Consider the following 23,377-nt stretch of genomic DNA (forward strand, 5'->3'; position numbering starts at 1 on the left):
ACTAAGATTTTTATTTCCCTTTCATACTCTAAACGAGTTTCAAGGCAAACGTGCATATTTAAGATCAACGGCTCCGGAGGCGTTGTGGAGGATTTTTTCTATCGGGGCTGGTGTAATATAATCGTAGCTCATGTGGTAGATGGGAATGATCTCCAAATTTTTCATAAGCCTCTCTGCTTGAGGAAGAAGTGCAGCATTAGGATAGTAAGCTACTCCTGTTGCTGTCGCTATTGTAAAATCACACATTTGTCTTTTACTTAGGAAAACGTGGTATTCTAATCCCTCGAGAAATAGATCTAGGCCTACAGATTTGCATTGTTCTTTAAGAATTTCTGCAATGCGTTGGCATCTTAAAATGTTTGAAGGGTATGTCAAGGTTAACTTTTCTGTGGGAGTAATGAGTTTTTGTTTTTTGTATTGATAGTAGGGAGCGGTGTTTCTTGATAGTGTATAGGCAGGCTCTTGGTTTCCTTGCAGAGCATAATCGATAATTTCTTCTCTATTAATAGCTGCTGCTAATCTATAGCGGTTGTGAATTTGAGATAGGACAGGATCTTTTGTATTGAGTATAAGCCAGAAAGCTCCTTCTACAGGATAACTAGTGTAGTGATAGGGTGTAGTTTCTTTTAGTTCTTTAGTTAATCCTTGATGCCAAGGTTGCCCTAGCCACTGAATTTTCCCTCGATTCAGTAGAAGTGCTCCAGTATATAAGTCTGGAATAACTAGTAGACTAACGCAGGAAATGTGGACTTTTTCTCTATCATAATAGTGAGGATTTTTTTCTAATAACAGGCAATGGCCAGGATTATGAGTTATTAAATGGAAAGGTCCACTGGATACATTTAAATTTTCAGGATTGAAAACAGAAAATGCTGGGAATGCCAATAACTGCAATAACTTGGGATTTGGGGTGTCCAGGGTTAAAGTGATACTGGATGGCGAACAGGTTTTAAAATGAATGCCCTCAAAAGCTTGATGATGAGGAGAAAATGTTTTTGCGTGCTCCCAAGCTTTAGCAATATCCTGAGATCTAATTGGGGTGCCATTACTCCACAAGGCATCGTGTTTTATGAAAAATGTGTAGGTTTTTTCATCAGCAGATACTGTGTAATGACTTGCTAGGGCAAATTCCACATGATCGCTTTTATAAGGGTTTTCTCTTGTAAGTCCTTCAAAAATGAGTTTTGAGATAGAAAGATCTAAGGCGCGTTTGGCTTGTTCGGGGGATAGAGATACTGGATCATCATGAATGGCAATTGTAAGAGTTTTTGACGATCTCAAAGCTGTTGGAAAACAGCCTCCTAAAATTGAAGACGCTAAGACAACAGCAAACAACCACCATTTGTACATCATATAGAAGGAAAAAACCCTTATTGTATTTTTAAAGAAGGGACACAGTAATTTATCAGGTCGTGTCAGATTGGTAACTTTGAAAATCTTTTAGATTATGGATGTGGCTGAGATTTTCAAAGCTAGGAGGTTAAAATTTTTTAGTTTTTTCTTCAAAGTAATTTTATTCGTTATCGATTTGAAATAATTTATACATATAAGATATGTAATTAATTATTTTAATAGATTTTAACTATTAATTCTTAAGGAATTAAAAATATGATTAACGAGGAATTTGTTGAGGAATGATTAGGGATATATTTGAGGAGAGCTCTCTAAGAAACTTGTGAGGATAAGAGTCGCAGCAATGCTATCAGATTTTCCTTTTCTTTTTTTTCTACTTAATCCGCAATCACCTTTTAGCATGCGCTCTGCTTGTGCTGAGGAGAGTCTTTCATCCCAAAGAATAACTTCAACAGAACAAGACTCTTGAATTAAGGAAGAAAGTTTAATGATTTCTTCTTGTAGAACGGATTTTTGACCTTTTTGCATAGGAATAGGATTTCCTAAAATTACGCAAGAGACATTACGTTCTTGAATAACTTTGGCCAGAATTTTAGCTGTTGCCTCTAATGTTTTTCCCGCTTCTATAAATCCTATAGGTAAGCTGATCAATAAAGGGGAGGCTGCATAAGCAAGGCCTATACGCTTCTGTCCGTAGTCCACACCAAGAAAGGTTTTTGCTGCTTGAGGATTAGACATAGCTTTTATTCCTGGAATATAGAATTGCTGCTTGAATAAAACCTACAAATAATGGATGAGGAGCTATCAATTTCGACAGAAATTCTGGATGGAATTGCACACCGACCATCCATGGATGATCTTCGATTTCTACGATTTCACAAAGCCCTTGTTGTGGGCATGTACCTACAATATTTAGACCATGATTTTTTAATTGTTGCACGTAGTTGAAATTCACCTCATAGCGATGGCGATGACGTTCCATAATTTCCGATTTTCCATACGCCTCATATACTTTAGTCCCTGGAGATAATGTGCAAGGATAGGCCCCAAGGCGCATTGTCCCCCCTGTAGCGACTAGGGAAGCTTGTCCATCCATCATACAGATAACAGGATCGGGTGTATCCTTATCCATTTCTGTTGAGTTTGCTTGTTCTAAATGCATAACATTGCGAGCGTATTCGACAACAAGAACTTGCATGCCTAGGCAAATACCAAAATAAGGAATTCCTCTTTCTCGGCAGAGCTTGGCTGCTTTAATTTTTCCTTCCCATCCACGCGCTCCAAAACCTCCAGGAACCAGACATCCGTCACATTGTTCTAAGGTTTCAAGGAAATGAGGATCATCAGAATCTAAAGGAAGGATTTCTACGGAGTAATTTAAGCTTAGCGCAGCATGAGTAATCGATTCGAAAACAGATTTATAGGCGTCTTTATGCTGTACGTATTTACCTACGAGGCCTATGCGCACTTTATTTGGAAGAGGATTACGTAGACGCTCTATTAAGATTTTCCAATCACTTAGATCTTCCTGTTTTGTGAATAACCCTAATTTTTCTGTAATAAATGTAGAGATCTTTTCTTGAGAGAGCATCAAAGGCATTTCATAGATAGAATGTTCAACATCTATGACGTTAAAGACCGCATTATTAGGTACATTACAAAATAGGCTGATTTTCTTTTTTACTTCACTACTTAAAGGGGTTTCGGATCTACAAAGAATAGCGTCAGGAATGATCCCAATGCTCCGCAAACTTTGAACAGAATGTTGTGTAGGTTTTGTTTTCACCTCTCCTGCGGCTCTTAAATAAGGCACGTAGGTCATGTGAATGCTGAAACAGTTGTCAGCATGCTCGTAACGGAATTGGCGAATAGCTTCAAGAAAGGGGAGAGATTCTATATCACCAACAGTACCACCGATTTCCACAATTAATACGTCGGGCTGATTTTCCTTAGCACATTCTAGGATTACTTCAATGATTTCATTAGTAATATGGGGGATAACTTGAACAGTACTTCCTAAATAGAATCCTTCGCGTTCTCTCTTAATTACGCGAGCGTAGATTTGCCCTGAGGTCGCTGTAGAATATTTAGATAAGTTTACTGAAGAAAATCGGTGATAGTGACCAAGATCTAGATCCGTTTCTATCCCGTCGTTGGTAACATAGACCTCACCGTGTTCGTAAGGATTCATTGTTCCCGGATCGACGTTAAGATAAGGATCCAGTTTTAACATGGCAACTTTAAGGTTTTGGCGCTCCAATAATAGAGCTAAAGAGGCAGCGGTTAGTCCCTTGCCTAAGGAAGAAACAACTCCTCCTGTTAAAAAGATGCACTTGAATGGCATGTTAAGTATTTTTCCACCTTATTTATATCTTCTGGATAATCAACTGAGGGGCTCTTAGCTTCCACTACACATACGTGGATAGACCCACCGTGTTCTAGTATACGTAGTTGTTCAAGATCTTCAGCTTGGCTTAGCGGTGTAGGGGAAGATTCAATATAATTGAATAAGGCATTCCTTCTAAATGCATACACGCCAATATGAAGATAAATCGGTGTCTCTTTCTTTAATATGTGTGGAATAGGGCTTCTGCTGAAATATAAAGCCTTTCCGTTTTTATCGAAAACACATTTCACTTTTTGATTTGTTAAGATCTCGTGTGAATCTGTAGTTTTGGCAACTGGAGTAACCATTTGAATCTCAGAAAACTCCTCAAGTTTTCTAACAAGAGCGTCAACAACGGTATGCTGTAAACATGGCTCATCTCCCTGAATATTGACTATGATCTCAGCTTCTGGGAAATAACGTGATATAGTTTCTGCTGTGCGTTCCGTTCCATTAGCACATTCTGGACTTGTCATTACGCAATCACCACCAAAATCTAGAACATGATCCATAATGCGTTGATCATCAGTAGCTACAACAACCTTATCTAGTGTTGTGCTTTGATTAATATTCTCGTAAGTTCTTTGTATTAAAGACTTTCCGAGGATGTTTGCTAAGGGCTTACCAGTAAATCTGACACTACCCCATCGTGCTGGCAAAACTCCAACCTTCTTACTAGCAAATACTTGCTCTTCCATATGCGCTATAACTCTTAATTTCTAAGATTTTTTAACAAGCAGGATTATCATTATGGATTTTATAAAACACAAGATTTTTTGATGATTTTGATTTTTTATGTTTTATTTATAATAAAAAGTCGCGGAAGTTATATTATTAAATTAATAAACGTATTTTATTTTTATTATGCTTTCAAAATTAAGTAAGTTCATATTAACCGTATTAATATCTCTTCAAGCCCTATGCCCAACTTCATTAGTTGCAGGGGAATCGAAGGCTGGATTCCTCTCTAAGATGAAGAATTGGTTCTCTAATAAAGAGATCAAAGACAGCGATATCTCCATTTCTCAAATCAAAGACAGTCTCAAGTGGAAACGGTATGACTATACGAAAAATTGCGGATTTTCCGCAGAGTTTCCGGGGGATCCAGAACATTCTGGTCAGATCATAGAGATCCCGCAATCAGAACTTACTATACGCTATGATACATACGTTACAGAAACACAATCAGATAATACTGTATATGTTGTGTCTGTGTGGGAATATCCTGAGAAAGTTGACGTGAGTCGACCAGAATTAAATCTTCAAGAAGGGTTTTCAGGAATGCTGCAGGCTCTCCCAGAGTCTCAAGTCCTATTCATGCAGGCAAAAGAGGTGCAAGGACACAAAGCTTTAGAATTTTGGATATCTTGTGAAGACATCTATTTTAGAGGAATGTTGGTTTCAGTAAACCATACTCTCTATCAAGTGTTCATGGTCTATAAAAACAAAGATGCTAAGGCTTTGGATAAAGAATACGAAACATTCACGAAATCATTTAAGATTACCAAAGTGCGCGAAGCAAGAACTATAGATTTAAAAAAGAAAGTCAGACTTTGAAGAACGGGTTTCTCTTTGTTATGAATAAAAATTCATAGAAGATTTGCTCTTTCGAGTCTAGTTTTTCGCTACCTCTAGAGTCGAAAGAGCTATCTTCACTTCTAGCTTTTTCATTCTCTTTAACAGTTCGTTTTTCTATAAGGAACCAGAATTCTATAAGATGGAATTTTTATGGTTCTTCGCATTTTTTTTGCCACTATTCTTTGTTGTTCTTTTATCTCTTTAAAAGCAGAGCCTATTGATATTTTTAATGAAAAGAACGCTCCTTTATCTCGTATAGGAATCATTTTTGCTCTTCCCGAAATTTCTGAGTCTTCTGATGCAGAATGTCCTATACCTTGGTTTGCTAATAGTAAGAAGACTATAGAGGGAAGAAGGACATATTATTCCGGAGATTATTTTGGAAAGTATCTGGTAATGTCTTCTTTTTGGCCTAATAAAGTTTCTGCAGCTGTGATTAGCTGTAACATGATTCTAAAGCATCGTGTAGAGCTTATTTTAATTATTGGTACTTGTTATTCACGTTCTGAGACTGGCCGTTTTGGGAATGTCTTAATTTCTAACGGTTATGTTAATTATGATTCTGACGTCCGTCCATTTTTCAAAAGATTCGAAATACCCGATATCAATCAATGCATTTTTGCTACAAGCGAAGCCTATAGAGAGGCTGCAAAGAATGGAGGTAGGCAGTTTATTGCTACTCATAAAAAAGCTATAGAAGATCTATTAAAGATGCACGGTTACTTAAAACCTATGACATCTACAGAACATGATCTTACTGAGGGGATCATAGCTACTGGAGAAGCATTTACAATGTCTAAGAATTATTTTCTTTCTCTCCAAAAAGTCCATTCCGATATTCAAGGTTTTGATAGTGCTGGAGGAGCTGTTTCTCAAGTGTGCTATGAATTTGATGTTCCTTGTTTAGGCGTCAACATCCTTATTCCTCATCCTCTTGAGTCCTCAAGTAATACAAGCTGGCTACAACTTCAAAGTGAAACAAGTAAATTTTACATGGATTCTCTTTTGAAAAGTGTCCTCAAAGAAATCTGTTTAACCCATTGATTCGTTTTTTTTCCTAATTCTTTGGTTGAGGTTAAATCTCTTAGTCATTAAGATAACTTTTTGTTTTTCTATAGTAATAAGAGAAGAATAAACGGGGACTTAGCTTAGCTGGTAGAGCGTCTGATTTGCATTCAGAAGGTCAGGAGTTCGACTCTCCTAGTCTCCAAAACTCGCGGTTATAGCTCAGTTGGTTAGAGCGCGACACTGATAATGTCGAGGTCCCAAGTTCAAGTCTTGGTAACCGCAAGCCGTCTTCCTTCCAAAAGTCATGGTTTCTACATGTTAGAAGTCAAAGATCTTAGTTATTCTTACTCAGATAAGTTAATTTTTAAAAAAACTTCTTTTTCTGCGCATCCAGGAAAGATTTCTATTATTCTAGGCGTTTCTGGAATAGGAAAGACTACCTTATTTCGTTTAATTGCTAATTTCTTATCTCCTTCTGAAGGAGAAATCCTATGGCTTGGCCAACCTATTCAGCAAACAGATGTTGCTTATATGCAACAAAAACAGACTCTACTCCCATGGAGAACTGTATTGAAAAATATTTATCTCGGTTCTGAATTGGGAGTAAAGAGTAAGCGATTCTCTATATTTTCTGAGAAGTTGGCTGAGGTGATTGAGAGCTTTAATATAGGGAATCTATTGGATTGTTATCCTGATGAATTATCCGAAGGACAAAAACAAAGAGTATCTTTAGCTTGTCAGTGTTTATCTCCTAAACCAATATTACTTCTAGATGAGCCATTTTCTTCTTTAGATATTACGACTAAGGAATTGTTGTATAAGTACATTCTACGATTAGCAAGAAAAGACTATAAAACTGTAGTGCTTGTTACTCATGACTTTCGTGATGTAGCCTTTCTTGGAGACGCATTTTATGTACTTAAAAATCGGGGACTTGTTCCTGTATTCTTTAATGATTCAACGCGTTCTTCCGGTAATGTCCATATGCTTATAGAGGATATCCGCGAGTGTCTTTTAACATGACGTTACCACTTGCTAATGTACAATCTTCACAGTTAGGCTACACCCTACTTCCTTCGGATGAAAAACTTTCTCTTTATAATGGTATTCATTCTCATCGTTGTAAGGGTTCTCCTCTTGTAGTTATCGCTACGATTGTTTTTGTCTGTTCTATAGTATTGTTATTGATAGGATCTCTTTTAGCTGGGTACCCTTTGGAGGGATTTTCTTTTGCTTTAGACGTATTTCTTCCTTTCATTCTTCCTGGAATTCTTTCTTCAGTATTGATTTCCGCGCCTTTAATTATGTATGCCTTCCAGCATCATAAAGGAGCATTAAGTAAACACAAACAACTAGCAGAGAGTAATTATCTGCAGATTTTGAACTACTGTAATAGTCAAAGAGGAAGATTTACGAAAAAAGAGGTCGCGGAGTTTATAGAATCTCAAGTTCTACTACCCGAATACCCTCAGAGATTTTCTTATGTTACCTTATTGCAGACCATAAAGGTTATTCCAGATAAGGATTCTCCACATACTTCTGTGCATGATGCTGTTATTGCCGAGGGTATAGATCGTGCTCGAGATGATATTTACGCAAGTGAGTGTGACAAAGAAAAACGAGATCGTCTAGAAGCTGAGGAAGAGGAAGATCAAGCTGCTGAGGTTCAGCAAGGAGAAACCTCAGCGGGAATTAGTTCGATGTTGACTTAGTGAAAACCATTTACTTTTTCTGTGTTATTTTCCCTACAGATAGAACAATCAAAGCAATTCCTATGATGATCGTTGGAATCAATATAGGAGAGTGTAGCGGAATGTGGAAGAAAACAGGAGAAAGTAGAATTGCCGCTGAGAAAATCACACATAACCATCTAAGATGACGAAGACTATTAGCAAAAGATAGAGTGGCTAATACAATGATAAACCAACAGCAAATATCGATATAATTTCTCAATTTATCTGTAACAGCAAGCTCATCGCTTACTTTGATAAATCCTATTGCTACACAAACAGCAATTAGAAGATTAATAGGAAAGGAAATACCCTGGAAAGCTTGTTTGCATGCTTTTATAAAAGGAAGGACAGTACGTTCTTCCCAAAATAATGAATCTCTATAGTATTCTGACCCGAATAATGATATGCGAATAAGTTCGCGTTTTTTCCCAACAAATTGTCCTAGATATGTGAATGTTGCTCTAAATTCATCATAAGCAAAAACAAAGGCTAGGGCGGGCTGTATTGTTAGAGATAAGCATATCCAACAATCTAAGGTCATCTGTTTTGATACAATAGGAATGAAGGTAAGGATAATAGCAGAAAGCAAAGTGATTGCTGTCGCTAATACTATTTTTGGTCGTGTATGCCAACGACGTTCTCCACCAGATAAAGAGAGAACAACAAGTAGGGAATAAGCGGTCATCATCGCTGCGTAGACAAGGAAATCACATTCGAAAGCGGTCCTAGAGATTCCTAATGCGGACGCTGTTAAAAAACGTGATTGCAACCAGGCTAATAAACTTAGTATTAAGACAGCAGCTCTTCGTCCTCCTGAAGACGGGTTATAAGTCATTCCTTCAGGAAGAGTGGGACCAACCTCCAAAGCTTCTGGTCGTGTAGGGGGAATACAAACAACAGCGAAGATAGCAAATCCTATCAGCGTATCATTTGCAAAAACAATAGAGGAGCGTTCTGGAAAACAAGGGAAAAGAGTTACCCAAATACCTATAAATACACCGAACCAAAGTACAGAACGTCTATAAAAAGATATTAAAGCTAAAATAATTAACAGGCTTCCACAAGCTCTATCGGAAAGGATAACGCTTGGTGCTTGATAGTTCAGAGTATTTGGTGTGCATATAAGCAGTAGTCCTAAAAATGCGGGGAGAATACTTAATTTAAAAAAGCGATACCGGAAGTGCTTATAAATATTTTCTAGGGTTTCTTTATCCATAAAAAGAAAAATAGTGGGATCTTTCTTTCTAAATAGAATGAGAATAATAAAACTAAAAGGTTTTTTATCAAATTCAACTCATCTCAATATATAAATGAAAGACAAAGAGGGGATGCGCTATCCTTCTTATGTAAAAAATAGTTTTAAATTTTTATTTTTTTATTCTATTTCTTAGTTCTGTGTGAGCCTTATAAGATAAGAGAACGATCATTGAATAAAAAGATATTAGTCATAGTTACCAGTGCTTTTTTCATACTATGCTTTGGATTAATGATTTATAAAAAGCAGACGCTATTACCTCCTAAAGCTCATATTCCTACCAATGCCAAGCATTTTCCAACTCTTGGCAATCCCTATGCACCGATTAACATTACAGTGTTTGAAGAGCCTTCATGTTCCGCATGTGCCGAGTTTAGTACTGAGGTTTTTCCTCTCTTAAAGAAGAACTACATTGATACTGGTGAGGTATCGTTTACGTTAATTCCTGTATGTTTTATTCGAGGGTCGATGCCAGCTGCTCAAGCGTTACTTTGTATCTATCATCATGACCCACGTCAGACCGACATAGAGGCTTATATTGAGTATTTCCATAGGTTACTTACTTATCCTAAGGAAGAGGGTAAACGTTGGGCAACTCCTGAGGTGTTGACTAAGTTGGCTGAGAATTTGAAAACGCATTCGGGTCGTAGTATCAATCCTAAGGGATTAATGCAATGCGTGGATTCTCAGCAATATGAAGAGCAAATTAAGAAGAATAATATTTATGGCTCTCAGGTTCTTGGAGGACAGTTAGCAACACCAACAGCTGTAGTTGGAGACTATCTGATTGAAGATCCTACATTTGATGAGTTAGAACGCGTTATTCGACAAATCCGCCATTTACAAGCTACAGAGGAAAACGATGATTAGATTCATTCGTAATTATGCTTTATATTTTGCTTGGTTGATTTGTTGTACAGGGACAGTAATGAGTATTTATTACAGCTACCTGTTAAACATAGAGCCCTGTGTTTTATGTTATTATCAAAGGATTTGCTTATTTCCTTTATCGATTATTTTAGGAATTGCTACATATCGTGAAGATAGTTTGGTAAAGATCTACGCTTTACCTTTATCTATTATAGGCATGATAACTGCCGTTTATCAGATTTGTCTTCAGGAGATTTCTGGAATGACGATAGATATTTGTGGCAGAGTTTCTTGCTCAACAAAATTATTTATTTTTGGATTTATTACGATTCCCATGGCATCGGCATTGGCATTTTGTGCCATTTCTTGTTTATTAGTTTTATCAGGAAGTAAAAAAAGATAGATATGAGCTTCGTATTAACGCGAAGAGAAGTCTCTTCTCTTATACTTTATAAGTTTATAAGAGAGTAATACAGGAGAAGAGGTTAAGTTTTTTATAGCATATTTAAACTGATTCTTTTCAGAAGGTTTGTTTGAGATTGCTATACTATTGTTATTTCTGACACTTCTTCGCTATCACTAGCAGATAAATCAAGTATTTCATTTTCTTGATTTTGTAGGCTTGTTTCTAATGTGTTGAGTAATTGAGTAACATTTCCAACTATATTTCTATTTTCTTCATTTATAGTTGTGAGGTCTGAGACCAATTCAGTTGCTGTTGTTATTGTATGATTTATTCTTTCGCGAGTTAAAGGTGTGTGTCTTATATTTCGTTCTTCTTGATCTGTGCTAAAAGTTGAATCTTCAGAAGATGTAGAGCTAGTTTCCAGATTTTGATAGCGATTGCAGAAGGAATATAAATTGACTTTTTCGCATAACGTTTTAATTGCCAAGCGCATGATCTTTGCGATTAAAAGGATAATGCCCAAGCCTGCAGTTTCCACGACACCAGTTAGGGTGTGTAGAAGTAGTTGTATTTTACTTGTAGTATGATCTTTTGTAGACCAAATGCTATAGAGCCTACCTAGACCCATGATTGTTCCTAAGATAGGAGTGGCTTTTTTGATTTCCAACATATTTGCTTTGGAAAAAACGCCATTACTTGTTGAGATATTCCACTCTTTGCAAATGGATCGAACACCATGAGGATTGCGAACAAAACCGGAGCGCAATAAAGAATAATAATGTTGTGTTGCATTAAAGAAACTCTCGTTATCTGGATATCTATCAATAAACATAACTATATTTTTCACTTTTAAATACTGAGTGCGGAGTAGCTTATGTATTGTTTGAAATAGTTTCAATTATAAATATAAAATGGATTTACAAGTTATTAACGGATAATAATTTAGAATTTTTAGTTATGGAAATCTTTGTTTTTTAATGATTTGTTGTCGATAGGATCAGGTTGGGAGTAATTATAACCTGTAAGAAAGATTGTTAGAGACTCTCTTATATTCTCTTCATTCAAGAGATTATGACTTTGATAACTCATTTGTATTGGGGAGTAAAAAGAGAAGGTTTAAATTTGCTGTGGATATAGATCTCTTCTCTTATATTCTGTAGTGTATAAGAGGATAATACAGGAGAAGAGTTTTGGTTTTTCTATAGTGCACCTAAGGGTGCTATCTAAAAGATTGTTAAGAGTTTTCCTCTTCTGAAGAAGACAATTCTCTTAAAGAAGAGGCGATTCCATGCATTTGGTTTTGTATAGGACCTGTGCCGAGAATATTTTGAAATTGAGAAATACCTCTAAATACACCTTCTTCATCACCCTCATCAATGTTCACGATATTGGATAATAATTGGGATGTTACATTTATCATTTGTTCCATCACTTGAGGATCTAATGTTAGAGATACTGTAACTTTTTCTCCTTTAGAAGGATCCCCATGGACAGTAGTAGAGAGTAGATTAACCATTTGTTCAGGATTGAAGTTGTCGAAGTCTATTTCGTTGAAAGGTGGATTAGATCTCACATTTTCGATCTCTGTTGAATCTTCAGAAGATGTAGAGCTAGTTTCCAGATTTCCGTAGCGATTACAGCAGCAGTATGAACAAACCTTTTCGCATAACGTTTTAATTGCCAAGTGAATGATCTTTGCGATTAAAAGGATAATGCCTAAGCCTAAGGTTTCTATGATACCGGTTAGGGTGTGTAGAAGTAGCTCTGTTTTACTTGTAATACGATCTTTTGTAGACCAAACGCTATAGAGCCTACCTAGACCCATGATTGTTCCTAAGATAGGAGTGGCTTTTTTGATTTCCAACATATTTGCTTTGGAAAAAACGCCGTTACTTGTTGAGATATTCCATTCTCTATGAATATGTTGAACGCCACGAGAATTGCGAACAAAACCAGAGCGAAATAGAGAACAAGAACTTTTCGTGTGAATCCAGAAATTCCAATTATTAGGATATCTATCAATAAACATAACTATATTTTTCACTTTTAAATACTGAGTGCGGAGTAGCTTATGTATCGTTTGAAATAGTTTCAATTATAAATATAAAATTGATTTATAAGTTATTAACAGATAATAATTTAGAGTTTTTAGTTTTTGGAAATCTTTGTTTTTTAATAGTTTATTATCGCAAGGGTAGAGTCGGAGAGGGGTAGTAGAATCATAGCCCGAAAGAAAGTGTATCGATTAAGAATTCTCTCATATTTTCTTCTGCTTCGGGACCTTTTCTAAGACGAACACATGGAGGTATAATGGCTACAATAATGTATGTAAGGGCGAAATAAAAGATTTTCATGATCAAAGTGATAACGCCCAAGCCACAGATTTCAATTAATCCGACTATTGTATGAATGATTTTATCTTTTAGACTATCCTCTAAGGTGTCTGTAGACCATACACTATAGATTTTACTTACACCCATACTTGTTCCGATGATAGGAAGGGCGCGTAAAACTTGTATAACAATTCCATCAGCGTCTAAATCTTCAATATCATTAGAAATTAACCAATCAAATTTCCAATCTTTGAGCCCGAATTGATCACGAACAAACCCAAGTCTAAAAAGTAAGGGGTAGTTTTGTGTTGCGTTATGAAATTCTGAATTATCTCCGTAGGTATTTATGCACATAAAGCATGCTCTCGTTAGTTCAAATTATCTTATATTTATTTTATTGAAATTTAGCGCGGAGAAGTTTGCTTATATTTATGAATAATTGCAATTATAAATTAAAATAAAATGTGCAACTTATTTAATTTTAAAATCTTGTTTTTTCGTTAAAATAATAATTTTAATTATCTAAAGTTTTTAGAAAAATTGGGTTGTTTCCTTTGGTATTTAGAAGATCAGTACTACCTTTATTTATATGAGAGAGAATCTTTCTGATGATGGAGAGCTTGGGAGAAATGTAGAGATCATTGTACACACCAGGCATTCAAGAAATTCAAAGATATAGAAAATTATTGTTGTGATTATTTTTAAACTTAAAGCCACTATACCTAACCCCGAGGCTTCTAATGCTCCCGAGAGCGTATGGAATAGGATATCTTTATATCGATCCTCAGGATCTCTTGTGGACCATACGCTATAGAGTTTTCCAAAACCAAGAATATTGCCTATTATAGGAATGCATCGGACAAGGAGTTCTTTGATTTCATCAGCACTGGTTATATTGATTTCCCAATCCATTGTGTAGGGTAGCATCTGGGTTTCTGATCTAATAAAGCCTTCTTTAAATAGCCAGCAGGCGTTTTGATGATCAAAAAAAAACTCCGTATTATTTTTATATCTATAGATAAAACAATCCATGTTTATGCTTAGAATGTAATAGTTTTATTAAGTGTAATTTGTTCTATTTTATAATTAACATATTCATAAATATGGGTTTTTATATAGTTTTGAGAGTGTTTCCTTATCTAAAACTCGGAAAAATTATGCCTATTATTAATAAAAAGCAATTTTCTATTTTATATTTTTATTTGATTGTAATTTAAGTGTTTTAAGTTAAATCACATTAGAATTGATAATAGGGGGTTAGCTTTAAAGATAAGCTGGATCAGATCTCGTCATTTAAGATCTGTTTTCGGATATTTTTCATAACTTCTTGCATATAGTGCAAATTATGGATAGAGGCCCAAATTCCTGCATTAGGTTCATGGACTTTGAAAAGATGTCTTAGATAAGCTCTAGAGATGTTTGAGGTGCATGTTAGGCATGTACATTCGGGATCTAGGGAAGAAAGATCATTGGCATAAGCCTGATTAGCAATTTTGATAGGCCCTTGAGATGATAGAATTAAACCGTGGCGCGCTGCTTTAGTTGGATAGGAACTATCGAAAGAATCTATCCCAAAGCCGACTGTCGCATGTATCGAGGGGAGATCTCCTATTCCTAGAAGATGCACTGGACGATCTTTAGATAAATATGAAGTTGTGACATCAACAACAGGTACCATTTCTTTTAGGTTTCTTCCTAAGCTCCCTCCAATGGCAAATCCATCAAAAGCATGATCTTCCACAAACTGGCACCCGATCTTCCTTTGTTCAGGATCTATACCTCCATGAATTACTCCGTACATAGACTGATATTTAGGGTCTTTTTTATGATAATCCAAAGAGCGTTTTTCCCAGACATATGTTCGGGAACACGATGATAGGAAATACTTTTCATCAGAATGAAAGGGCAGGAGCTCATCAAGAGGAATGATGATATCAGCACCTAGGTCTTTTTGAGCTTGTACGGAAACTTCTGGAGATAGAAAGAGCTTATGACCGTCTCTGTAAGATTTAAACCATACGCCTTCGTCGTTAATCTCCAAGATGGACGAAGAGCCTTTCTTTTTCCCGCAACTTTTGATTTCTTCTGCCACTGAGCCGTAGGCAAGACTGAAAATTTGGAATCCTCCAGAATCTGTGATTATCGGAGCATTTCTATTAATAAATTTATGCAATCCTCCCATAGCGGCAATAGCCTCTGTTCCTGGATGTACCAAGAGATGGTAGGTATTACAAAACATAAGTGGGATATTGCTATGATCGACAACGCCTTTCAAGGCGCCATTAGTCGCAACAGGAACAAAAGCAGGGGTGTCTATGACTCCATGGGCAGTTTCTATTTTGCCTACACGAGCTCGAGATTTTTTAGATTGATGAAGAACGTGAAATTTTAATGCCACGATTAGGAACCTGAATTATCCCCAGGGAACATTGTTATTTTATATCTCGCTTGAAGAGAGGAAAGTAAGCGTATCGAGCCTATGTTTTACTGTAAATAGAATTTATAGGGGAGATTTAAGCTTCTTTTCTTTTTCTAAAATATTTACCAAGGACGACGACAGGCACCGACATAGCAATCACACATATCTTTGTGATGAGAGAAAATAGGATGACATGAGTGAGGTTAGATACGATGCCGTAGAGACCTAGGAAAGAAAATAGTAGGGTATCTAAAATTTGCGAGGAGATTAAAGATATGGCTGAGCGGGTTCCAAAAGCCTTATCTTGAAATAGGTTTTTTAGATAGGAGAAGAGCTTAAGATCGATAATCTGAACGAGAATCACAGTGATCAAAGAGGCTAATGTTAGTCGTAGTGTGGGTGAGAATAATGCTATGAAATGATGCTGGGTTGTATCATTCAAGGAAGGAATAAGAGCAAGATGTAGTTGTGTTAGGAGAAGAAAAGCTATTGTAATAACCCAAGAGCCGATCATAGCTTCGTTTACCTTATTTTGTCCGTAGAGCTCTCTAGAGAAGTTTAAGCAGGAGAGTATACCGATCATATAGACATCAGCAGAGGTCACTTCTAAACCGCATAGAACGATCTGTTTTAAAACAAATACATTCATGATTACCGACAGGGTAGATAACCAACCCGTTAGCCATCCTGTACTTTTAGAAGCGAAAAATATTCCCGCAAGTACGATTAGCACAGTTTGTCCTATAAAAATCATTTCATTATGCAAAATAGTCCCTCCCTACTTTAGGGCTCCACAGATTTAAGATTCGTAGCAAATAGATCAATTACTTAAGAATTTAGATCGACAAATGATTCAAAATTATAGAGAGAAAGTGGCTTAATTTGCATCTATTTTGCTTGAGAGCTAGTTTGATACAAAAACGAAAGAAGAGGTGTTAAAATATTAAGGAGATCTAAGTTTAGAAAACTAGAAGATCTCCTTAGGAAAGGCTATGTTATTTTCATAACTTTAGTTGTCATCTTTGATTAAGCCCAGGCTAGTTCCGGTGTAGAAGATAACCATTACTGAGAGTAAAATAAGAATTTTAGCAATAAGGATGAAGATTCCTAAACCTAGGGCTTCTAGAACACCCGTAATGGTGTGGATAATAGTATTTGCTTTAGTATCCTCACTTCTGTCTTTAACAGAATAAATACTGTAAAGACGCGCTAGACCACGAATAGTTCCTAGAATAGGTAGAGCACTCAATATAGTGTTCTCCAGATTCTCTTTACCATCTATCAACCAACAGTCCAGATGAGAATCGATACCCGTATTATTACGTACGTAAGCACTTTTAATCAGAGATGGATGGTTAATTGTTCCCTCGATAAAATCAAAACTTGTTGCATAATTTGTGGTGAGCATAACTTTCTCCCTAAAAAATCTTTATGAATAGGAAACATTTTAACGCATAAGTGGTTAAAATAGAAATAGAAAGGAGAGCTAAATAAGAGCGTCTCCTCCTAGTTTGCGGGAAGAAAATACATAAAGGGAACCGGCTAGCATCTATTAGGTAGACAAGGTTTTGTTAAGAACTTAACACCACATTTAATTCCCTGGCACAACAGGCCTATAACTCCGACGGCAATGATAACGAAAATCCCGATAATAACTGCGGCAATATTCAACGCTAGGAAGATAGGGCCAAACCCAAGAACCTCTAAGACACCAACTATTGTATGAGCGATTACATCTTTTTGAGCATCCCCACTTCTATCTTTAACAGACCAAACGCTATACAGGCGTGCTAAGCCCCGAAGAGTTCCTAAGATAGGAAGAGCTCCCAAGAATGAAGCTTTCATATCTTGCTGATTAGAGATGTTCCCGTTCGGTCTTTTGCGTATATAAGCACTTTTAATACATTCGGGATGATTAGAAGTTCCCTCTAGAAAATCGGAAGGTGTTTCGTAACTATTGATAAACATAGTTTTTCCCCATGTTAGATTTTTCACAGGGTAAAATTTTAACATAGGCCGTTAAAATAAAGCTAGAAACGTATTTCCTCTTGGAAGAGGAAGGGGTATTTTAATTGCGCTATTTACACTATACGGACTTCGCTGGTTAAACTTTTAGTAAGCGCGTCTTCAAATTGATTTTTGAAGCAAGCAATTAAGATAGCACATAGACAAAATAGAATGATTATAGGAATAAATATGGCTGTTAAGGTGATTCTAAATACTAGGAGAACGACTCCCAAACCTAGAGTTTCTAAAATGCCCGTTATTGTATGAATAATCGTGTTATTTATTTGCTCTACGCTACCTTTGATAGACCAAACATGAAAAAGACGCGCTAGACCACGAATAGTGCCTAAAATGGGGATAGAAGAGAGAAGGGAAGCTTTTAAATTCTCGTAGTCAATAATTATCCAACAGTTTCTATGAGACTCTGTAGATTCCAGGTCGCGAATATAACCACTTTTGATCCAATTGGGATGGTGTGCGGTTTTTTCCTTAAATTCAAGGTGTGTTGCGTATTTTGAAATAAACATCGTCTTATATAAAAAATAATTTACAGAAATTTTAGAGTGTAGGTGGTTAAAAAACAAGGAAGCGCTAATTTATAGAAAATAGCGCTTCCCGGATTCTTAGAGATTCACAAGTTTTTTAAGCTTTAATTAGCTGTGTTAACTTTGTTAGGCAAACATAGTCGTTTTAGATTGCAGATGCTTCTTCCAATCAATGCAAAGAGAAGTCTTATAAATCCTAAGACTATATTCATGAAGATGAAGAAAATAGGAACAATTATAAGGACTACACCTAAACCTAGAGTTTCAAAAATACCTACTAGGGTGTGTATTATTAAAGCTGAAGTTGTGTCCTCACTTTTATCTTTAACAGACCAAATGCTATACAGGCGTGCTAAGCCACGAATAGTGCCTAAAATGGGGACAGAACTTAATATCATGTTCATCCAAACTTCCTTTTCCTGAACAATCTCACTATGAGTTCGAGAGTAGGCAGTTCTAATAAGATAAGGATGATTTCCAGTTTGATTCGCAAATTCCGCGTGTGTGTTGTACATTTTCATGAATATGCTTTTACCTATTTAAAAAATCGAAATATTTATTCCAACAAATCCCCTCATTGAGGACTAGTTTAGGGGCCTTCGGTATTTGCTTTAAATCTTAGTAGTCTCAGAATTTTGTTTGGCAAAGCATGGCAATTGTTCCACTTTTGTGCTTACGAGTCCGTAGAGCATGCCAAATAACATAAAGATGAAAAAGGAAAGGTATATCAAAGCTGTGATAGCAATTTTCACAACTAGAAGAGCTGCGCCTAATCCTAAAACTTCGAAAATTCCCAAAAGGGTATGTGTCACTTGATCTTTGAAGTGATCGTTTCTTCTGTCTTTGACAGACCAAACGCTATACAGGCGTGCTAAGCCGCGAATAGTGCCTAAAATAGGGAGAGAACTTAATAAAGAAGATGTTAGAGCAGAAGAAGAAAATAATGTTATATCCTCTACACCCATACGTAAGCGTGGTGCGAAACCAATTGGGGCATTACGTACGTAAGCATTTTTTACAAATTGGGGGTGATTTCGTGTTTGGTTAAGAAAATCTAAACTAGTTTCGTGCATTAATAACATTAATCTGCCTTAACTGTAGATTGTAAACTCTGAGATTTTAATGCCTAACACATTAAATATGAAGAAAATAAAAATATTGTGATTTGTGCAGTCTAAGAATTATTTAGGTTTTTGATAGGCTCAGAATATGGATAAGAGGATCTTTTTTTGCGATGAGGATTTGTTCGTATTAGCTTTAAATGAAAAAACCCCGCAAGGATGTTTGCGAGGTTTTACAATAAGTATTCTAAAGATTACTTTAGATTATTTATTTGCAGGGATTAAAGAGTTGATGGAATCTCCATTAGCAAGGAGTGTCGTATTGATATAGTCGGCAGGGAAGTTCTCATTGTAAAAATCAGTAACGTCTTTGCAGTTGATGCTATTCCAGATTTCTAAGAAATGTTCGTGATTAGGAAGAACGTCCTGACGTGTTTGTAAAGCAGGATTTGTTACTGAGAACATAAATCCGAGACTATAGCTAATATCCTGACCAGATGTTCTAGTTACAATTACAGGTACTAAACTGTGTTGTGGATAATGTTTGCATAAAGCAACAAATGTCTCTTTTTCAATACCGTGTAAAACAGCGGAGAAATGAGAAACTTCTTTAGAATTTGCTAAATCTAGGGCAAGAGCATTAATTTCTGCATAATTTTTTGTGGAATTATCTTTTTTGTCAGTACGCGCATCGTAATTGAAAATACGTTTGCTATTAGAAACATCTACAGCAGTATTCCAAAGACTTTTTCCTTGAGTTTCGAATCTGAAAGGATTCATAAGGTCATCATAAACCACTACAGGAACACAATTCATCTGAGCAGATAATCCCCAGGCTGTTTTTATTGTATCCCAGACATGATCGGTATCGTTAGTCTCTGTGAAAATAGGAGCTGAACTTCTAGCTTCTTCAACTAGGTGTCTATCGGTAGTAAATACATCATCAACATCACAGCCAGTAATTAAAACAGAAAGGGAAGCTAGGCATAAAGCACCCAATAATCTGATTTTCGATAGAAAGAAGTTTTGTGTTCTCATATCCTTGCCTCATTTGCAATATTTAGTTTAAAAGCAAAAGACCCTAACAACTTACAACTTTGTTTGCGATAAAAAATGTTGAATAAAAACAAAAAAATAGTCTTCAGATAGTCTTGAAAGTGCGTTTTTTGATAAAAAAATCTTGGGATTTTTTTTCTAAATGATTGATTTTTTGATTGTTTATTTTTCGCAATATTTTAGCTAAGATTGTGTCTGAAAGTTCTATTCAATGAGCTACGGATTTAGTTGTTCCATCTCTATAAGAGTCTCTGTGATCGTTTCTGTAGATCCAGGTGTTTCTATAATTTCAGAAGCTTCTATGAGATCTTCTGATGGAGCAAAAGCAAGATTAAGTTCGTGAGTTTGTAATTGGTCTCTAAGATCTTTTATCTCAGCTTCTCTTTCCTTTAAACGTTTTCTTAAAATGCCAGAGAGTCCTTGTTCTATGTTATTCACAAAGAAAAGTACCCCAATGCTAATAAATACAATGCCCATGAGAATTAAAGATGCCGATAACACGATTGTTGTTGCGTTTAGCATACTGAGTCCGTTGAGAAAAAACATTGCTACAAAGATTGAAACTACAGTAGAAAAGCCCAAAACAATCAACATTGTATCTAGAAATAGTCTTAGAGATGATCGTCGCGGAGAAAAATTCGCGTCTATCTCAGTTTGACTTGTGATTGAGTGAAGAGAAGAAATATTTGGACGTTGTGTAGGTATTGGATTTGACATGCCGAATCCCTAATTGGTTTATTAATTTTTGGTTGAATAAGATATATAAAAATTTTTTTAACTGCAATGGATCATCTGAATTCTTAATAGGGATAGATGGCTCGTAACAATCTCAGAACAGAGAAAAGACATTTAATCTCATGAGGATACTTAATTTCCTTCCTCACTTCTTAATCGATTTTTTTTAATTTGTTCGTTCGGCGTTGGCTTAGTTGCGCTATTGATATTGATGGTGGAATCTTTCTCAGGACGTACGTCTTTGATTTTATCTCAATGAATTATTACGTTGAACATATTCAAATTCTTAAGATTTTTAAGTTTCTATAGAAGTCAATTAATAAAGAATAGACTAACATTAAGATTAACTATCTTCTTTTAAGTATATAGGAGAATTTTTAATGCATAAGTCGATATTGTGCCTATTCGGATGTTTATTATTGCTTAGTGGTTGTTTTGAAACTGTTCCTTCAAAGGATAGTAATGTCGATCAGGTATTTTGCATTAACTTGCCTATTTCTGATTTTTCTTCATATCCTGTCGCTTATACACCCGCTCAATGTTTAGCCAAGGAGAATACTGATCCTAAGGTTATTGAGAAGGTGAATGAAGAATCTCGTAAGATCTGGAGGGAGATACACGCAAAAATGCATTTAACTACTCCTTATATTCCTATGTTCGTTTACGGAAGTTTAATGAATCCAGTTTCAGCGAAAAATACTCTTGAGGAATACCGCCCGCATGCTGTTTGGTTGCACAATTATGTAAGAACATTCGATTTGGATGTGGATCTTTTAGGAGGCTCTACCAGATTAACAGAAGCAGATGGGCCTCAAAATCGTGGTTTTTTAAATTTAAAGCACGCACCAGGAAAATCCTGTAACGGCATTGTTTTGGCGATAGGAGAAGATGATTTTGTGGCGTGTCGTCGTCGTGAAGGAGTTTATGAGTTTGTGCCTGTTTTAGTTTCTGATTATGGGTCTTCAAACAAGTGTAGTCATAGTGTAGCTTTTGCTTGGATTGCTGGGCCGCAAGCATGTTCTAGTGATGTATTGCCAGTAAAAGGTTATTATTCCATGATTTGGTTTGCTGTAGCATCTGATGACGTGAAAGAGGATTTTGGAGATAATTTCGCGCAGGATTATTTAGATACAACATTTTTAGCGAATGGCGAATCAATAAAGACTGTTCATGAAGAATATAAAGATTCCCCATTGCGTTACTAAACTCCTCTTATATATTCAATTAAATGATATCTCGACCGAGAGTTTATAAATAACTCCCGGTCTTTCTTTTTTGAATTCTGAATTCAATTTATATAGTAACTTTGATTCCCATCATTAGTTCCACGGCATCTAAAGTGACTTTTTCTGAATTTTCTAACTACGGATTTTTTCTAAAAATTTTCAAACATCCGTTGAGATTATTGTATGAAGGTATTACGATAATTTTAATCGAAATCCAGTTGACTATATTTTGAAGCGATTTTCCTCAACATCTGTTGTTTGAGAAAAACAAATTTCTGCTCTACGGTCGTTCTTAATCATTTTTTCTAATCGAGAAGTATATGCGCGAAGCTTTAACTTTTGATGATGTGTTATTGGTTCCTCAATATTCTGAAGTCCTTCCACAAGATACTTGTTTAGCCTCCTCGCTTTCGGAATCATTGGCTTTAACTATTCCTGTTTTATCTGCGGCAATGGATTCGGTTACAGAGTTGTCCATGGCTAAAGCTATGGCTGTCGCTGGAGGACTTGGGATTGTTCATAAAAATATGGATGCAGATCAACAAGTTAATGTCATAAAACAAGTAAAATCAGACGACTCCTCTTTAGTAGTTGGCGGTGCCATAGGTATTGGTCGGCAAGGTTTGCAAAGAGCAGATGTTTTGGTCGAAGCTGGTATAGATGCATTAGTTATAGATACTGCTCACGCACATTCTAAATTGGTACTTGATACAGCTTTAACTATTAAAAAAAATTATCCTTCAATAACGCTAATTGTGGGGAATATTGTCTCAAGAGAGGCTGCTCTCTGTTTAGCAGAAATTGGTGTAGACGCTGTTAAGGTGGGGATTGGTCCCGGATCTATATGCACAACACGGATCATCTCAGGAGTGGGATTACCTCAATTAACAGCAATCATGGATGTTTCAGAAGCATTACGTGATTCGTCTGTTCGAGTTATTGCTGATGGGGGAATGCGTTATTCTGGTGACATTGTTAAAGCTCTCGCTGCTGGAGCTCATTGCGTTATGCTTGGTAGTATGCTAGCGGGAACCGATGAGGCTCCTGGAGAAATTGTTCAGATGAATGAACAAGCCTATAAGATGTATCGAGGTATGGGTTCTCTCGGAGCGATGAAAAGAGGAAGTGCGGAGCGCTATTTTCAAGAAAATAATGCTAAAAAATTTGTTCCAGAGGGTGTTGAAGGGCTTGTACCTTATAAAGGCTCTCTTCATGATGTGCTTTATCAAATTCTAGGAGGGATCCGATCAGGTATGGGTTATCTGGGAGCTCGTAATTTAGAAGAATTACGCCAGAATGCTGTATTTGCCCGAATTACTCATTCTGGAAGATCCGAAAGTCATACTCATAACTTACAACACATTCAACATGCTCCAAATTATCTAATCTCTAAATAGCAAAAGGTA

At 36.2% G+C, this 23,377-nt stretch carries 26 protein-coding genes and 2 tRNA genes; 10 read left to right on the forward strand and 18 right to left on the reverse strand.

The annotated features are described in order from the left end of the window. Positions 1-39: 39 nt before the first annotated feature. From O6937_RS02780 to kdsB, 4 genes are all read right to left on the reverse strand, one after another. Positions 40-1,353 (reverse strand): ABC transporter substrate-binding protein, encoded by a 1,314-nt coding sequence (locus O6937_RS02780; protein WP_332390151.1) that lies wholly within the window; start codon positions 1,351-1,353, stop codon positions 40-42. 285 nt (positions 1,354-1,638) lie between these two features. Beyond that, positions 1,639-2,091, reverse strand: a complete 453-nt coding sequence (gene ruvX, locus O6937_RS02785; RefSeq protein WP_332390152.1) for a Holliday junction resolvase RuvX — start codon at positions 2,089-2,091, stop codon at positions 1,639-1,641. Further along, a complete protein-coding gene (locus O6937_RS02790; protein ID WP_332390153.1) occupies positions 2,084-3,697 on the reverse strand; it encodes a CTP synthase in 1,614 nt (537 codons plus the stop codon). Before O6937_RS02790 ends, ruvX begins: the two co-directional genes overlap by 8 nt. Beyond that, positions 3,673-4,437 carry a 3-deoxy-manno-octulosonate cytidylyltransferase gene (gene kdsB, locus O6937_RS02795; protein WP_332390154.1) on the reverse strand — a complete coding sequence of 255 codons (765 nt, stop codon included), beginning with the start codon at positions 4,435-4,437 and terminating at the stop codon, positions 3,673-3,675. The genes O6937_RS02790 and kdsB overlap by 25 nt, the downstream gene beginning before the upstream one ends. A gap of 166 nt (positions 4,438-4,603) precedes the next feature. On the opposite strand from kdsB, the gene O6937_RS02800 reads away from it, so the two are divergent. The 6 genes from O6937_RS02800 (at position 4,604) to O6937_RS02825 (ending at position 8,037) form a co-directional block, all read left to right on the forward strand. Continuing rightward, the gene (locus O6937_RS02800; protein WP_332390155.1) at positions 4,604-5,296 is read left to right on the forward strand and encodes a hypothetical protein; all 693 of its coding nucleotides are present in this window, start codon (positions 4,604-4,606) and stop codon (positions 5,294-5,296) included. A gap of 171 nt (positions 5,297-5,467) precedes the next feature. Continuing rightward, a complete protein-coding gene (locus tag O6937_RS02805; protein ID WP_332390156.1) occupies positions 5,468-6,361 on the forward strand; it encodes a 5'-methylthioadenosine/S-adenosylhomocysteine nucleosidase family protein in 894 nt (297 codons plus the stop codon). A 93-nt stretch (positions 6,362-6,454) separates the two neighbouring features. Then, positions 6,455-6,527: transfer RNA gene (locus tag O6937_RS02810), tRNA-Ala, on the forward strand. 6 nt (positions 6,528-6,533) lie between these two features. After that, positions 6,534-6,607, forward strand: a tRNA-Ile gene (locus tag O6937_RS02815). 33 nt (positions 6,608-6,640) lie between these two features. Continuing rightward, positions 6,641-7,348, forward strand: a complete 708-nt coding sequence (locus O6937_RS02820; RefSeq protein ID WP_332390433.1) for an ABC transporter ATP-binding protein — start codon at positions 6,641-6,643, stop codon at positions 7,346-7,348. Continuing rightward, complete coding sequence (locus O6937_RS02825; RefSeq protein WP_332390157.1) at positions 7,345-8,037, forward strand: hypothetical protein; 693 nt, start codon at positions 7,345-7,347, stop codon at positions 8,035-8,037. Before O6937_RS02820 ends, O6937_RS02825 begins: the two co-directional genes overlap by 4 nt. A 10-nt stretch (positions 8,038-8,047) precedes the next feature. Here the strand turns inward: O6937_RS02825 and O6937_RS02830 are convergent, their stop codons facing one another. Further along, positions 8,048-9,274: an SPW repeat domain-containing protein gene (locus O6937_RS02830; protein ID WP_332390158.1), complete on the reverse strand. Its 1,227-nt coding sequence runs from the start codon at positions 9,272-9,274 to the stop codon at positions 8,048-8,050. Between the two features lie 270 nt (positions 9,275-9,544). Here O6937_RS02830 and O6937_RS02835 point away from each other — a divergent pair, with 270 nt between their 5' ends. Next, complete coding sequence (locus O6937_RS02835) at positions 9,545-10,183, forward strand: DsbA family protein (protein WP_332390434.1); 639 nt, start codon at positions 9,545-9,547, stop codon at positions 10,181-10,183. Next, positions 10,176-10,586 (forward strand): disulfide formation protein, encoded by a 411-nt coding sequence (locus O6937_RS02840; protein ID WP_332390159.1) that lies wholly within the window; start codon positions 10,176-10,178, stop codon positions 10,584-10,586. The genes O6937_RS02835 and O6937_RS02840 overlap by 8 nt, the downstream gene beginning before the upstream one ends. Before the next feature lie 139 nt (positions 10,587-10,725). Here the strand turns inward: O6937_RS02840 and O6937_RS02845 are convergent, their stop codons facing one another. The 13 genes from O6937_RS02845 to O6937_RS02905 all read right to left on the reverse strand — a co-directional run bounded on the left by O6937_RS02845 (position 10,726) and on the right by O6937_RS02905 (position 20,727). Beyond that, positions 10,726-11,436, reverse strand: coding sequence for a hypothetical protein (locus tag O6937_RS02845; protein WP_332390160.1), 711 nt, complete (start codon positions 11,434-11,436; stop codon positions 10,726-10,728). Between the two features lie 387 nt (positions 11,437-11,823). Beyond that, positions 11,824-12,633, reverse strand: a complete 810-nt coding sequence (locus tag O6937_RS02850; RefSeq protein WP_332390161.1) for a hypothetical protein — start codon at positions 12,631-12,633, stop codon at positions 11,824-11,826. Between the two features lie 175 nt (positions 12,634-12,808). After that, positions 12,809-13,276, reverse strand: coding sequence for a hypothetical protein (locus tag O6937_RS02855; protein ID WP_332390162.1), 468 nt, complete (start codon positions 13,274-13,276; stop codon positions 12,809-12,811). Positions 13,277-13,507: 231 nt separating this feature from the next. After that, positions 13,508-13,954 carry a hypothetical protein gene (locus tag O6937_RS02860; protein ID WP_332390163.1) on the reverse strand — a complete coding sequence of 149 codons (447 nt, stop codon included), beginning with the start codon at positions 13,952-13,954 and terminating at the stop codon, positions 13,508-13,510. 247 nt (positions 13,955-14,201) lie between these two features. Beyond that, positions 14,202-15,320, reverse strand: a complete 1,119-nt coding sequence (gene tgt, locus O6937_RS02865) for a tRNA guanosine(34) transglycosylase Tgt (protein ID WP_332390164.1) — start codon at positions 15,318-15,320, stop codon at positions 14,202-14,204. 115 nt (positions 15,321-15,435) lie between these two features. Next, positions 15,436-16,107, reverse strand: coding sequence for a queuosine precursor transporter (locus O6937_RS02870; RefSeq protein WP_332390165.1), 672 nt, complete (start codon positions 16,105-16,107; stop codon positions 15,436-15,438). A 243-nt stretch (positions 16,108-16,350) separates the two neighbouring features. After that, positions 16,351-16,749, reverse strand: a complete 399-nt coding sequence (locus O6937_RS02875; protein WP_332390166.1) for a hypothetical protein — start codon at positions 16,747-16,749, stop codon at positions 16,351-16,353. A gap of 134 nt (positions 16,750-16,883) precedes the next feature. Continuing rightward, entirely contained in the window at positions 16,884-17,309 is a 426-nt protein-coding gene (locus O6937_RS02880; protein WP_332390167.1) for a hypothetical protein, read from the reverse strand. Between the two features lie 113 nt (positions 17,310-17,422). Further along, a complete protein-coding gene (locus tag O6937_RS02885) occupies positions 17,423-17,875 on the reverse strand; it encodes a hypothetical protein (protein WP_332390168.1) in 453 nt (150 codons plus the stop codon). Between the two features lie 122 nt (positions 17,876-17,997). Next, positions 17,998-18,414: a hypothetical protein gene (locus O6937_RS02890; RefSeq protein ID WP_332390169.1), complete on the reverse strand. Its 417-nt coding sequence runs from the start codon at positions 18,412-18,414 to the stop codon at positions 17,998-18,000. A 90-nt stretch (positions 18,415-18,504) separates the two neighbouring features. Beyond that, positions 18,505-18,975, reverse strand: coding sequence for a hypothetical protein (locus tag O6937_RS02895; RefSeq protein WP_332390170.1), 471 nt, complete (start codon positions 18,973-18,975; stop codon positions 18,505-18,507). A 243-nt stretch (positions 18,976-19,218) separates the two neighbouring features. Continuing rightward, positions 19,219-19,992: a hypothetical protein gene (locus O6937_RS02900; protein WP_332390171.1), complete on the reverse strand. Its 774-nt coding sequence runs from the start codon at positions 19,990-19,992 to the stop codon at positions 19,219-19,221. A gap of 234 nt (positions 19,993-20,226) precedes the next feature. Next, positions 20,227-20,727, reverse strand: a complete 501-nt coding sequence (locus O6937_RS02905) for a hypothetical protein (protein ID WP_332390172.1) — start codon at positions 20,725-20,727, stop codon at positions 20,227-20,229. Between the two features lie 398 nt (positions 20,728-21,125). On the opposite strand from O6937_RS02905, the gene O6937_RS02910 reads away from it, so the two are divergent. Both O6937_RS02910 and guaB read left to right on the forward strand, forming a co-directional pair. Next, positions 21,126-21,950, forward strand: a complete 825-nt coding sequence (locus tag O6937_RS02910) for a gamma-glutamylcyclotransferase family protein (protein WP_332390173.1) — start codon at positions 21,126-21,128, stop codon at positions 21,948-21,950. 341 nt (positions 21,951-22,291) lie between these two features. Further along, entirely contained in the window at positions 22,292-23,368 is a 1,077-nt protein-coding gene (gene guaB, locus O6937_RS02915; protein WP_332390174.1) for an IMP dehydrogenase, read from the forward strand. Positions 23,369-23,377: the final 9 nt, after the last annotated feature.

The sequence above is a fragment of the Chlamydia sp. 04-14 genome, from assembly GCF_036632095.1.
Taxonomy (GTDB): domain Bacteria; phylum Chlamydiota; class Chlamydiia; order Chlamydiales; family Chlamydiaceae; genus Chlamydia.